The 15437-nt window shown below is 32.1% G+C and carries 7 protein-coding genes; all 7 read right to left on the minus strand.

The features are described from left to right. Positions 1-5 precede the first annotated feature (5 nt). Positions 6-1343 carry an LAGLIDADG family homing endonuclease gene (locus EPL02_RS10670; RefSeq protein ID WP_131887672.1) on the minus strand — a complete coding sequence of 446 codons (1338 nt, stop codon included), beginning with the start codon at positions 1341-1343 and terminating at the stop codon, positions 6-8. Between the two features lie 95 nt (positions 1344-1438). Further along, entirely contained in the window at positions 1439-7087 is a 5649-nt protein-coding gene (locus EPL02_RS10675) for a DEAD/DEAH box helicase (protein WP_131887673.1), read from the minus strand. Continuing rightward, entirely contained in the window at positions 7080-9860 is a 2781-nt protein-coding gene (locus EPL02_RS10680) for a hypothetical protein (RefSeq protein ID WP_131887674.1), read from the minus strand. The genes EPL02_RS10675 and EPL02_RS10680 overlap by 8 nt, the downstream gene beginning before the upstream one ends. 86 nt (positions 9861-9946) lie before the next feature. Next, entirely contained in the window at positions 9947-10453 is a 507-nt protein-coding gene (locus EPL02_RS10685) for a cold shock domain-containing protein (RefSeq protein WP_131887675.1), read from the minus strand. Positions 10454-10862: 409 nt separating this feature from the next. Continuing rightward, positions 10863-11867, minus strand: a complete 1005-nt coding sequence (locus tag EPL02_RS10690; protein ID WP_131887676.1) for a PmeII family type II restriction endonuclease — start codon at positions 11865-11867, stop codon at positions 10863-10865. Between the two features lie 91 nt (positions 11868-11958). Continuing rightward, positions 11959-13185, minus strand: a complete 1227-nt coding sequence (locus EPL02_RS10695; RefSeq protein WP_131887677.1) for a DNA cytosine methyltransferase — start codon at positions 13183-13185, stop codon at positions 11959-11961. A 274-nt stretch (positions 13186-13459) separates the two neighbouring features. Beyond that, positions 13460-15436 (minus strand): hypothetical protein, encoded by a 1977-nt coding sequence (locus tag EPL02_RS10700; RefSeq protein ID WP_131887678.1) that lies wholly within the window; start codon positions 15434-15436, stop codon positions 13460-13462. Position 15437 lies beyond the last annotated feature (1 nt).

A 15437-nucleotide genomic window follows, 5' to 3' on the forward strand; every position in this document is an offset into this window, starting at 1 on the left:
TTTTATTATCTTACTTTATCTGTAATAAATTTCTCTCTTTTTCGGCTTAGATAAATTTCTGCATTTTCATAAAAGAAAGCTAGAATTCTAGAAGCATTTAAACCATAATAATATATTTGAATACAATCTGAACTGCCTTTCTTATATACTCGAGGAATTTTAATATTAAGCTCTCTTTGTATTACCTTAGCATAATCATTAATGAAATGTTTATTTCCAACTACATTAATAGTAAATGCACTTTTTCTTTGATAAACTCCACCATCTCCATCAAAATAACCCCTCATAAATGGCGTTAATAATTCCTTTGAAAGCCAGTGTGGGAATTCCAAGGTAAAGGATTTTCTAGGAGTAATACCTTTATCAATTAAATCATTAGCCATTTTGGTACAATTAACTGTCACTCGGTTTGAATAAAAGATATTATCATTCAAAATCGATTTCTTGGACTTAATCATTGCACTTTCTCCCTCTATAGATTTAATAAACTTTTCAAGGTGATCTCTGTCAACTTCTGCTAATGTTAATTCTAGAGACTTATAAGTACTTTGTTCATTAATGCAGCCGTCAGCAGCCAAAAACCCTAACCAGTATGCCTTTTCCTCAGTATCTATCTGCTCGAAGTAGTTTTCATTGTAATGGTATTTCTTTAATGGGTCTCTAATTTTAATGCCCCTACTCTTTAGATACTTCGATAATGTTAAACGGGTGACTCCAAATTCTTTCTCTAAAGCTGTCAGCGTTTTCTTAGAATTCAGATATTCTTCAACAGCTTTATCAATTTTGAGTTGATTTTGTCTATAATAATTATCTTTTTCAATTCCTCTATTCTGGAGTTCCTCTGAAATTTTAGTTTTTGGGAAACCATGTGTTCTTTCAATCTCATTCATAGACATATTATGATTAATATATAAATTCAAGGCTTCTTCAAGGTTCATCCCTACACGTTCTTCAGTTTTCTTTAATAAATCCTGTTTCATCCGTTTATGGTAATGATCAAAAACTCCGTTTTTTATGTTTTCTTTAATATAGTGAGAACGCAATTCAGATACACATTCGCTAGAGCAACACCTTTTAAAATGTTTCTTATTATTAGGATCATTCTGTTTTTTTTGTGTAACTTTAAATTCCTTGCCACAATTCTTACAAACATTAATGTAAATTGTGGGTGCCTTCTTTTCTCTGAGCTTATTACGTATGGTTGTTTGCTTTGAACGTAATTTTGATGTGCATTCTTTTGAACAGCATCGTTTGAATTTTTTATCATTGGTATGATCATTTTGTGCTTTTAGTTTCACTTCAAATTCCTTACCACAATTCTTACAAATGTTAATATAACTCATTTATTTCCCGCCTCATAAATCAAAAATCTTAAATATCTCGTAATAATATTATAGGTCACTATCAATCTCTAAATTGACAGTAACCTACTTACTACTTAGATGAACAAATTAAATGGATCAACATCATTTATCTTACGTCCTATATTTTGAATCAACCAGCTTGGTCTACGTACTAAATCAAAAATATCATAATCTGTTATAACATTGTAGTTCTTTTCTCTATACATTTCTAATACCTTTTTCATTTTTGGTAACAACTTCCCATCATCTTCTTTAGCCCATAATGGATGCCTTAATATAAAGGCTGTATTATTTGATGCCTCAATAATTGGAATATCACCATACCATACAGCTTTTAACCCCTCATTTTCATAATTAAATATTAAAGATCTTAACGCCCTAACAATTAGCTCATTCCATTTATCATCTATCTGAGGAATAAAAGATGCGTCATTTAATATACCTGCAACGTCTAATGCTAGTCTCCAATCTAATAAACCGTGAAACGCCATGTTTTCATATCCTCTAAGACATGTATAACAAGATGAGTCACAATCATGGGTTTTTAAATTTGGCATAAAAAATAAGTCATTACTCATGTCATTTAGTATATCCTTCAAGACACTTGCACGCCCTAAATACTTTACATAACCTGCACCGTTTATAAGTTGATCAGCTATAAAAACCTGGCCTATTGTACTTCCCCTATTTACTTTCGCTCTAATACCTACTTGAATCTCTTGTGCATCAATGTCCAATAGGGTAGCTGCAATCCTTCTTATTAAATAGCCAAAGGAAATTAAACTAGCTCTTACTCCTAAATACATTGGATTTAAATTAGTATATTGGCTAATATGACTTGGCTCTAAAACAAGTACCTCTGTATTCTTTATTGAAGCAAGAGCTACAGTTACCTCTTTATCAGTTACTGTAGGCTTATAATCATCTAAATTCGTGTACTTTTTCTCAATCCAGCCTTCAAAATTATTTTTTGCTTTCACAAAAGTAAACAATTCACTGTTATTATCGTTTAATGAGTATACATTTCCTTCTTGAACTTTGTATTTAGTATTATGGACAGTATCCTCTTGTACACTGTCCATAATACTGTCCGCTAAACGTGGAATAGAGCTTCTAGAAGACCATTCAAAGTCTTCTCTGTAATTCCTTTCTATCCAGTCACTTCGAAATCCCTGTGGTTCAGCAATTGGCAAAGTATTAAATGACCCTTCATTCTCATCATTAAGCTGACTCTTACATGAAGGACAATGTGATGGAAAATGTTCTTCATTATCATAAAGAATATGACAATTCTTGCAGAAAGCAATTAACTTAATTTTCCCTAGAGGGTTCTCTTCTGGAACAATATCATTTCCTTGAACCCAATAATGAGCTATTCCAACAGCCTTATGTTTTACCTTATCTTTAATAATCTCAGATCCAGGAGAATACTCACTAATAGCTATTTCTAAATCCCTATCAACTGTAGCAGTATCTAAATTTGCAGCCCTCATACCATACTTTTTCTCCCCATGATGGAACTTTCGAACTCTCGTTGGAAACCCAAACATAGGTAAAAGCCCTCCCGTTGCTAAGTTTTCACTTAATGCATTTGAAGAATATTTAGGATCCTTAGCAATATCTGATATCTGCTCAATAATTTTTCTGTTTAAGAAACTTTGTCTTACTTCTATAATTTCCTTAGCCATCAAGTTTGAGTTGAAAGATAAAGTTTTAATTGTATCTTCTAATCTTAAGATACCTTTTTCAGACTTAAAGTACTGATCAACCTTTTCTTTTATATTTTCCCAGTCACGTTTTAGCCCAAACTCACCATGAACACTGTCTCCACCACTCGTTTCTAAAGTCAATTCTGTATCTCGAAAAGCATAAAAAAGCATCTCTTTTAGAACCACACGTTTAAATATTTTACTTGACTTCAAATCAATGTAGGGTTGTGGTGAAGGATCACCCGTCATCTTGTCAAGATTATGGAAATACCAATCGTCGTGACTTCTGCCTCTACATAATGTTAAACTTACAGACAAAGGCGATCCACGTCGCCCACATCGACCTACACGTTGCTGATAGTTAAAGCGCTGTGGGGGCATATTTGACATAGCTACAATCTTTAATGAACCTATATCTACACCTGCTTCCATAGTTGTTGTTACACTAAGAATATCAATTTCGTCTACAAGCGGTACATCTGTTTCATCAAATATTCCTTGAAAAAGTTGTTGTCTTTTAGATGCATCGTTCGCATCAGTTTGGCCCGTCATTTCCTCTGAATGAAACCTTCGATACGTACTTGGTTCTTGTGATAAGAATCTGTAATAGTCATTAATTTCTAAATCATTTATTTTTTTCCATTCAAGCTTCGCATAACAATCTGTGCATATATTACAAGATGGGTGTAAATGATGCCTATTACACTTTCCACAAGTATATATACAGTCGCCAGCAGGGATTAGATATATGTTATCTGAATTGATTTTATATCCATTAATACTCCTAAAATTGTTGAATATTTCATTGGCATAATTAACAAATTCCATTTCATTTATAGTATAAAATCTCGCTACTGCCTTCCAATAATCCTTTAGTTTAGCTGGTGGATCAGCTTGATGGCTTCTTCGTTCATTTTCCTCATATCTTCTCATTCCACCCAGTATCCTTATTGAGCTATCCACAAGTTGCCTCCATTTTTCCCCACTAAATCCTAAATGATCTTTGAAATCTTTATCAATATCTATAGTCAGCCTAGCTATAGCTAAAGATTCTAAATCCCTTTTCCTCTGTGAGAATAAAACGTTAACAATTACATTTTCCCTTAGCACCTCTTCTATTTTTCTACGTAGAACTTTTTCATTTTCATTATTCGGATTAAGCTCTATACGGGTTGGGTTTTCAAAGTTAGACCAATCATAGAGATCCTTCCAATGCGTGCTTTTCTCAAGCATAACTCCTTTTTCTGGACCACCAGAATTCATCCCTAACTTTATAAATGCCCTCTCAATATCCCACCATAGATCTCCTAAACGTACAGGTCTGTTAATATTATCTATGATTTTTGCTGCTTCTTCCCTCTTATGTGGAGGCAATCTACGATTAGAAAGGTATGAGTCTAACAACATAGCTTTATCGTATTCCTCATTCCAAAATACTTCTGCAATTTCTTCTTCTTCAGGACTAAGCAGTTGATTTCTTAGCTGTTTTAGAAATATACGAACAACATGATTTTTCCCGTTTAAAGCTTTTACTACAATATGGCGAAGTAAATGATAATAATGGTTCATTTCAATTTTTGCTGAAAGTTTTGCTGCATCTTGTCTACTATCCGAAAATAGTACAGCTTTTGGTTTTTCGTTCTCAGGTAGTTCCCTCATTAATGCATCAAGCATAATTTGAGCAATTGTATCAAAACCAGTGCGTTGCCCTCTAATAGGCGAACGAGTTCGCTTTGTACTTTCTAATGGTTCATTTTTTACAAACTGACCACTTATCTCCCAGTCATCTGCACAATGCGGGCAACGAGTTGGAAATGCAGGCATCTTATTTTTCCGCTCTTCATCTCCTGTAACCATATATACATATGCATTTGAGTTCTCAAATTTATCGACAGTAAGCTTTCCTAGCTTATGATCATACGTTCCTTTTATCCATTCAAACGTTAGTTTTTTGTCTTGATCTGGATAATCTAACTTCCTCTTCCACTTCTTTTTAACATCCTCATCAATATTTAAAGATGGCCAGAACAAAGCATAATGTCCATATTTTTTTACAGGTGGCAATTTGTCTGGTAGTTTCTCTAGATCATCATATTCTGCACTTAGATGATAGCTATGCTTGAATCCATCTTGATTCACAGACTTATATCCACCTAAAAATAAATCTCCACAATTCTGGCAATAATAAAGGTCTAGTACTTTAGAACCGCAATTACATTGGATTTTTGGTTGTGAATAGAGTTTCCCCACAGTACGATCCTTAAACTGAAACCTTGGATCAACCTCAGTACAGCTCTTATTCGTACAAGCCCAGAGCCCTTGAAAGTTCCTAAAGAAAAGATGTGCACGGATAGGTACAACCACTTGGTCATTTTTACGTGAATTAATAATTGCATGTAGTAAACCTGCTACTGGTTCAATACTTTCTACAGTTCCAAACATATGTTTACTCAACTCTAGTATCGAAACCGGCTTTTTAGTATGTTTGATAAATGCGTGCATTGCTCCTGTTTCATATAAAAGATTATACAAGGACTCTTCCAAGGCCTCGATAGAAAACGGCTTTCCAAATGATTCACACAGCATTTTTGCAGCTTCAGTAAAGTCTTCTTTACTTTTTACATAGTATTCTGCAAATTCTCTTTTAAGAGAGTTAAAATGAATTTCCTCAGGATAGATGCTTTCTGACTGGCGTTCTCCATTTATAATTTCAAACTTGTCAATAGGAACTCCGAAAAAGTCCTCTAGAAACTGTTTTCCAGTTTCATCTAATGAAGCAGATGTAGCTAATATTCTAAGTTGAGGACTATCTGGAGTAAGTCCCAAACGGTTTAAAAGAGATTTAATCACATAGGATACTTCAGTTCCTGCTGTTCCACGATATGTATGAAGCTCATCCAATACAAGATAGAAGACATTTGACGAATCTTCTTGTAACCAATCTTTTGTTTTCTCAAATATATTTTGTTCAATGCTTCTGGTAAGTATTATATTAAGCATACTGAAGTTAGTAATTAATATGTCTGGGGGATATTCTTGCATATCCCATCTTGATATAAGTTCTGCACCATCAGTTTGCGATATAAAAGCTAATTTTTCTCCTAACCTTATTTGTAATTGTTCTTTAACTGCCTCTAGTTTTTCATTATCCCATGGTTCATTGTTAAGATAATCTAAACCTAGCTCGTCTTGTAGTTCTAGTGTAATCTTTCTTTTGACTTCAAAAGAAAGATTATCATTCAAAGAAGTTATTAAATTTCCAAAGTACTCTTTAAGTCCCTCCTGCTTCTTGTAACTATCTCGAATAAATTCTTTCATCTTCTTCACTTTATTACCATTTGGATGACCCGCAACCGGAGTTTTCCCTGTATACCTACCAAAATAAATTTGGTTACCTTCTCTATTTTCTTTTAACCAGTCTCGGACAGAATTACTATCCAACGCTTTTCTTAAGCGTACCAATTGATCTTCAACCAACGCATTTAATGGATATAGTATTAACCCTCTTACCGCCGCTGTCCTCTTTTCACCTTCCCGCTTACTGTGCCACTTATTAGATGTGTCCCATACATTAATATCTGAAACTTTTTCAGAAGAATTCCATTTTTTGGATTCTTCTAAAATAGATGCAATTAAAGGTAAAAGAAAACTTTCTGTTTTTCCTGATCCTGTTCCAGAAGTAACAACTACATTTTTTTTTTGCTTTAAAATTTGCGTAAAAGCTTCGTATTGGTGCAAATGTAATTTATGATCAGGGTGGAATAAGCCTTTCCCAGCAAATTGACCAAAATCGCTGGACCAACCTATTTCCTCACACATCTGAGTAACATTATAATTTGATGAAATATAAGATGGCATTGCTTCAATATAAGGAAACTGATATATATTTCCGGTTTTTCTTAATAACTCTTCCCTTTCTTGAGTTAATTTCTCATGACCTAGTGCAAAGGGACTGTCCATGTATTTAATAAACGTATCTAACAAACTATTAAATATCTTATAAACATCATTCATTTATTCTACCTCTCTTCAAATAATTAAGGTTAAACCCGAGTCTTATAGAAACCACCAAAGCAATATCATATGGTACATTTCTATATACTCTATAGCCTCTCTCAATAGCTGGACATTGTCCTATACAAGATACAAGAACTCTTTCATAGAGATCAGGTAAGTGATACTCTTTTCTAACTTCAAGTATATAATTGCTATATCTAAATATGTTTGACGTGGGTTGATATTTGGAAGCACAATACAGCTTTCCTAATTCCTTTTCTATCTCTACTTCTTGTGTAGAATTCACTAAGAGAAAACACCTCTCTTGACCAAACAGATTTTCATACTTATTTATTTCACCTATTTGTCCATTGACCCATCTATGAAATTTAAGATCCCAAGAAGACATTTTCCATTCTCTATTAAAATTCTGTTTTTCTCTAGTCTCTAAAGAGAGCACCATCCTCGACAAACTAGGCAAACATTTAAGTAGATCATGAGCAAAGTAATCCTCGTCAATATTAAACTTTATATTAATTGAATCTAAGAATTCTCCTAAATGATCCATATTATTATTAATTTTATCTATAAAAATTACAGATAGAGGTTCAAAATCACTCTTAGGAATGGACATAAGCATCTCTGTATTTACAGGTACTTGATTCTTAATATCCCCTAAAAACGTTCTCGTTCTACCTCCAGTTAGATAAACCATTGGAGTTTCACAAGGAATAATGGCAGCAGACGGAGGTGTAACCTTCCAATTATAGCTTTTACTAAAAGGATTGCTCTCAAATTCAACTAACCCTAATGAAGTTAAATTCTTTCTAATTTTATAAGCAGTCAGATGATAGTTATCTTCACCAAATATTAATTTTACTGCCTCTAAGAACACCTTCCAATTTCCCATTTGCCTAATAGAAAGGTATTCAAATAAGATATCTACCTTTCTTTCCAATCCCTGAGCATAGTCTATTAAATCAAGATTGAGCTTTTTATAGTCTCTTCCAGATTTAAAAGGTGGTGCCTCTACCGATTTGTTCACAAGAACATCAAATATTTTTCCATCCGATGACAATTTCGCTCTTTCTCTTCCGTTATACTCAATCAAAGTAGGATATTGCTCTAAATTTTCATATATATATGTTCCCGTAATATTTAAATTGCCCTTGTGCCCTATATAATTTTCTGGATTAAAATAATCAAATGATAGTCTGTTTTTATAATCGTTTCTGAGTAGACATTTACTCTTCGTATTATTAACTTCAAATTCATAAATTGTAGGTTTTTTGATATATAGTTCTCTAAGATCTAAGCTAATTGTGCTCTCCAATAGAGACAACAATGGATTTCCATTTAGAAAAATTGTACTTCCCCTCTTAGACTGCACAATTAGATTAGGCGGATATTCAAATAACCATTCATCATTTTGGATTTTTAGTCCGCCGTTAAATAGAATTTTATCCTTTTCTTTTACAACATTCAGTTCTCTACCTAGTAGCTTTATATTTACTGGAGGTCTCTCTTCAGGATTGAATACATAGAAAAACCAGGTATTTGGTTGATCAGTAAATTTAACTTCCTTATATTTATAATTATTTAATTTCAACCATTTCTCTATACCTTTAGAGTTCCTTGTAAGAATGAGATGATTTTGACTTAACTGTATGTCATCCCTCTCTATCCATCCATTAATTCCTTTATCCAAACCACTCCGCAATACAAATGTACCCATTGCTTTGAATCTAGCTCGTATCCCTAAATTCTTGGATTCAAAGTTAAAATCACTACTAATGTTCGTAAAACTAACTTTACGCTTAATAGCTCCTTCTAAAACCTCAAATCCATCTAAAGTCGTGTAATTAATATCATTCTTATTCAAGTCTTCTATAATTCCAAATAAACTCAAGTTCACTTTCTTTTGTAGCGTTCCCTCAACATCAACCTTCAGAAAAAGGTTGTATAACTTTACTCGTTGCTCCCAGGATCCTCCGATTGTCTTGTTATGAAGTGGCTCAACTGTTCCGTCCCATTTTTCTAACTCAAAGAGTAGGAGATTTATTAATGATTCCTTAACTTTCAATTCATTACTAAAAAAGAATCTGGATAAACGGTTACTTTTATTGTATAAATACATTTCTAGTTGTTCTTCAAGATGCTTAGCGGTTATAGAGTCCATTGGTTTTAAGCCTGCCCAATAAAAAAAGTCGTAGATTAATTCTCTTTCGTTGTCTCTAATTAAACATTGAGATCTTGCATATCCAATATACTCTGTTCCAAATTTAAATATATTAAAATAACCATATTTACCCTTAGATTTTTTTTGCCATTTTACAAGCATCTCCCAAAGTTCATTACATTTCTCAAAGCCTCTTGGCTTACCGCTTCCTTCTAATTGTATAAGATCTCGTAAACGCCGATAATAATTATTACCATGAATTCCTTCTTCTAAATCTGTATTCATCTTACTAGCTGCAAGTACCGTTACTGCTAAAACTGGTAAAAATGGTGGAAAACCTATCATACCTTGGTTAAACCACCTTCTCCCATATATATAAGCAACCTCAAAAATTCTATTTATATCATTTCCGGCATAACTGATAACGCTTTCACAAAAAGATTTTAGACTATTTTCTTTCTTTAATCGTAACTTCTCACCTAACTCTATAATTAAATCATCATTTACATGAAGATACATGGTTCTATTTCGATTATCTTCAGAAAAAAAGTATTCGCACAAAGTATTATTCCAAAGTGTATAGTCAACAGTATTTTTTTTAACTGTTCCCATAGACAAAGCTCCCTCTTGTATGTGTGTGCCTTAATTTTATTTGTAATTTGTTCTTCTATAAAACTATTTATGCATTATTCTATCCATTAAGTTGTTGGAAATAAACCAAATATAATAGCCTTTATATTATTACAAGTTACACATTCTAGGATCATACCTGTTGTCCATAAAATTAATAGTAAAAAAGGTTCTCTTTGAGATTTTAAATCTGCTAACTCACCTGTTTCAGTATTAAGTAAATCAATATAAGATTTGTTATATATTTTTTCAGGATGAATGATAAGTTTTCTATTAATAAGAGGAGTGATTTCATCTACAAATTCTTTTTCCTTTTCTTCACCATCTTCGTACCAATAAGATTTATCTTCGGTATTATGCCGAACTTTATTTCTTTTAACTTTAACTATATTTTTAGCATTCATTCCATATTGATTTTCATAAATTTCAAATTCTACAGTATCTCCCTTCCTAAAAGTTTCCCCGTTTCTAATGTTACTAGAATGAATCTTAATATCATTTTCAACACCGACATTTTTACCAGAGATGTATCCATATCCTTTCTCTTTGTTAAAATATTTCACAAAACTTTTCATGATATTTTTTCCTTCAAAACAATATATAGGTAAATCAACCTATGATAAATTTAACACTATTTTACTTTCCTTTCAAGATACTATTAAGAAGAGAGAGATCCTTATGCCTTTATATTAATAATCCACTTATCTAAATATGTGGAAAAGCTAAGGTTCTATATTCACTAATTGGTCTCCCATTCATATCAGATACAAGTCTTTAATGATTATGGAAGGTTACTATTATAAAAACAGAAATTAATTCACTTAATAATATTTTATAAATTAATAATATTATAATATATAAACAAACAGTACTGATCATAAGCTTGTTCCTTATAATCAGTACTGTTATTTAGTTATTTACTGTAATAATTTTATGAGGGTTGTTAGTTACTTAATCACAAAAATAATTTTTTAAAAATCTTTATTAAGAATCAAACAAATTTCTTTTCGCTTTCTTTACTTTAATAGTTACAGTTCTTGATTTCCCCAAGCAAAAAATTATAATCTTAGCAATAGTTCCTCCTATTGCATTCTCTTTTACTTGTACAATTCCATATTCATCAACATTTATAAATTCCTCTCCACTTTTAACTAAATAATCAACCTCAGGTGATTGTGTCATATCAACTTCCTCTTCATCAAACATAAAGGCTTTGACGGATAACTGAAGTTCTTCGTGAATATCCATTGTCTTTGAAATTGGCGTTACAATTAATTGTTTGCATGCTCTTCCACTATTAAATTTAACTATTTTCTCCCAATTAATTGCACCGTCCTCGTTACAGAAATCATTAATAAACTCTTTTGTAAACCTATTAACTGCAGCATCAAAAGCTTTCCGGTATTCAACGAGATGTTGCTGAGGTCTATCTCCCATTACAGAAATAATTTTCAAATAAAATTCTGAATCTCCAGTTAGTTCTTCCCAGAAAGCTTGTCCTGCAACTTCTCTAAATCCCTGTTTATTTATTGCAGTTTCTTTCCTCCCATAGCCATACCCAACAATAGCATCAAAAAATTTCTTTCTTTTAGCTACTCTTTTTCTTAGAGAGTTAAAGTTGTCCGCTTGTTTTTTTCTACTATCAGCATTAAAAACATTGGTTCCACTTTTAACTGCAAATGCTTTATAAACATGCTCATCTTCAACAATTACGTCTACACCTTCTGTTTCTGCTACATGTCCCTTTCCAATTCTTTCTGCGAGTGGTTCGAAGAAGGCATCTCCAAAAATCCCCTCGTCACTGCTGGACATATAGGCTGTTAATATTTCACTTACGATATCTGAGGCCTTTTCCACACCTACAGCCTTATATAAGTAAGGGTTTTTGCGAGCTAATGTGTTTTTTAGTTCTAGCTTACTAATCTTTTCAATTCTCCTCTTATAAAAGTCATTTAAAAGTTCTTCAATAATTACACTTAAGTCTTCCATCAAACTTCCCCCTGTAAACATTTAACTGACAAGTTAATTATTTCACAGAAAAGCAAAAAAGCATAGGTTTTTTCCTATGCTTTCACCATTTCTATTTTTTAGAATTATTTTTTTCTAAATAAGATATTTTCTTTAGTTTTAATCCGAAACTGCGTCTTCCCACAGTCTTTTTTAAACCCTTGTGTTTTTTTGAACGGTATCTAGCCTTGTTATATTTATTTTTCTTAGTAACAATTGCCTTTAAGATAGAATTACCAATTATTTTTCCTAATTTAACAGGCACTGCATTACCAATTTGTGTGTACTGTTGAGCTAGACTTCCTGCTACTTTATATCCTCGGGGAAACTCTTGAATAGCCAAATATTCCTCAATACTTAATGGACGATCTTCAAATGGATGTCCAATATTTGTACTTTTTTGCACTGGGGATGTTAACAATGTTGGTGACGGACGATCATGGTGAATTCGTCTGAAGAATCCTACTTTTCCTCCTCCACTTTCGAAAGCACCACCCATAGCTTCTCTTACTACATCAACTGGTAAGTCGCGCCAGTTTCCACCACCAGAAGGAATCATCTTCATATATTTCAAACGGTCTTTTGAATAATTCATATGGTGATGTTCTATTTCTGTTAATTTCCAAAGTACTTCACTTACTGGTACCCATTTTTCTGTGCCATGCAGGCCATCTTTAGAGTGAGTTTGTATAGGAAATCTATGAATTCTTCTTCTTAAATCTTTTCTGATCCCTACAAAGAAAACACGCTCTCGTTTTTGTGGAACTCCATAATCTGCAGAATTTATTAGTCTATACTCAATATGATAACCTTTAAAGCGTCTTAACAAATAAGAAACAGCACTCCCTGCTTGTTCCTCTGATTCAAGCGGAGGAAAATCTTTTCCTCTTTGATTCAGCGGCCGATGTTTTAAAGCAGCAGAGAGAAGTCCCTTAACATTCTCCAGTAAAAAAGCCTGAGGTCTTATTTCTGTAACTAAATCCGCAAAATGCAGCATTGCTTGTCCTCGAGGATCTGAAAATGCTTGACGTTTTCCCGCTGTACTAAAACTTTGACAAGGACTTCCTCCTACCATTAAATCCACAGTATTAGTAGGAGATAAACCAGCTGCCTTGTAGACTTTAGTTTTATTAAATTTCATTATATCACCTTGAATTATATTTAACCCAGGATGATTCATTCTTAAAGTTTCACAATACACTTTTTCTATTTCAACAGAGAGTTTAATATCAAATCCAGCTTCTTGAAGGCCTATATCCAGTCCTCCGGCGCCAGAAAAAAACGAAATAGCCGTAGCCATAAAATGCACCTCATTGCTTATATAAATCCTATTTGATACAGTATAACATTATTTTAAGAGTTGGTCCACCGTTAATTTGAGGGAAAACCGTTTGTTTTAGCAAATCACAGATAAATTGTTTTCTTTGCTTTCCCTCTGGTTTATTATCAGTATAGTTTAAGCTCTAAATGAATTCAAACATATGGAAAGTGTATGTCTTTTTATTTCTGAGCTAGACCTCTTTCTGAGTAATTAGAGGAGTAAATGCATCTCAGATAGCTTCAAATTCCACTTTTTAAACATTCAATTTAAGTATAAATCCTGACCCTGGTGTGAGATGCAAACTTATTTCTACTTCAATTTCTATAACTTTATAGCCTAGTAAAACGTACTCTATAGCTTCCTCTTTTTCAAAGAAAACAGCTATATCGTTTACAATATTAATTTTATATTGATTTTCATTATTTATAAATGTAGTTAATAATTCCTCTACTTCTTTGTTTCGAAGACCTCGTATCTGTACATTAACATTACCTATTTTGCAGCCATTTAATTGCTTATCTAAACCAACAATTACCGGTTCTTTGCTTTTCTCTAAAAACTCCAGGCTCTCAAGATAGTTATTAAACATTTTAATTTTTCCCTCTTCTTCAGTATAGAAAAAACCAGAATTACTAGTTAATCCGTCAATCAGAGAATTTATAGAAAAATCATTATCCTTTTCAACCTCTTTTACTAAATTGAAAAACTTCTCAATTTTTTTAGTCTCTCTAAACCTAATATCTTCTTTTATAAATCCACTTGTTTCAATACTTTGGAGTAAAAAATTCGTTAACCTTCTAACAAATATATTATCAAATAATTTCATCTGCTGTTCATCTTCTAAAAAATAGGATGTAGGGTATGTACCTTTTAAAATAGTAATCTTTTTTAAATCACTATTGATTTCTTTGTTTAAACCTTTAAGAAAGCTAATATCTTCTGCATTCCTTTTTAAATGTTTATACAGATATTGCGATTTATTCGATTTGGATTCTATTTTCTTTGATTCCTGTCTAACTTTACTAATATGAATATTCTTGTATCTTGCTAATAAATATTCCTTCAATAAACTAAGCTCATCTTTATCCTTGTCCTCTTGGCTTGAATACCCAAATACACTTTTAAAGTTATGGTAATCTTCTAATACTCCCTCTTTTAGATTATTATCGTTTAATAAACTGCTTAGCATTGTAAAGAGTTCAGCTTCACTGGACACATGCTCGTCAAAACTTTTGATATTATACGAAACTTCAGTAGCAGTTAAGAATAAGAAAAACTCTCTAACTACCGAGTTCATCATAAGCCATTTAGCATTGTCTTCATCTACAAATTGTTCCCACTTACTTAACTCATTTTTAATTTCTTTATAATATACCCAAGAACTCTCAACTTCGTATTCCAGCAGAGATTGTAAATTAAAATTAAGTTCAAGTAATAGATTCTTATACTTTTGTTTTTTCTCATTTGAAAAATTCTCTTTTAAGCCCAGATAGTAGATATATATAGACGTAGTTAAAAACAACTTTTTTAAATCTAATTCTTTTGAGGAATAAGGTTGGCTTTTTAATTTTTTCGTTAAAAAAATAATTCTGCTAATATCTCCCTGATCAATCATTGCTTTTAGCAAATATAAAACTATCTTTTCAGTAAGCTTTATTTTAGATTTATCCTGTCTTATTTCTGAATAGAATGGGAAAAAAACACATTCGGAAATAAGACTTCTAATAATTTCTTCCTTTTCTTCTTCAGTAAGGTGCCTGTTATGGAAAATAGTGTAGTAGTATCTTGCAAAATAACTTGGAACATCATTGTCTTGATAATAACCATTATAAGTTCCAGTATTTTTAAGTGCATTATATAATATAGACTGAAAAGAAAGATCTCTTATTTTATTAGGGTTATCCATTTCCTTTATTATTCTTAAAAATTTATATAATATTGAGTCCACATTTAAATTGTGTTTCTTATATTTGTTACTAATATTAAATATTGAGTTAATCATATCACTTGTTTTATCTAATAAATCCACATCTAATAACTTTTCGCCAAGTTTGTTTATATATCTAGTCCACTCTTTTTGAATATTTGACTTTTCGGGATTTTTACTATTTCTTAATATTTGTTCATATACTAACCTAAAAACTTCAATGTTTTCATCCAATTTATCAAGCTCATTTTTTTGAATGCTTTCTATAGTGTGTGAAAATAAATTTTGCAATTCCTTTTCCATT

The organism is Bacillus sp. CBEL-1, assembly GCF_004348885.1.
Classification (GTDB): domain Bacteria; phylum Bacillota; class Bacilli; order Bacillales; family Bacillaceae_H; genus Priestia; species Priestia aryabhattai_A.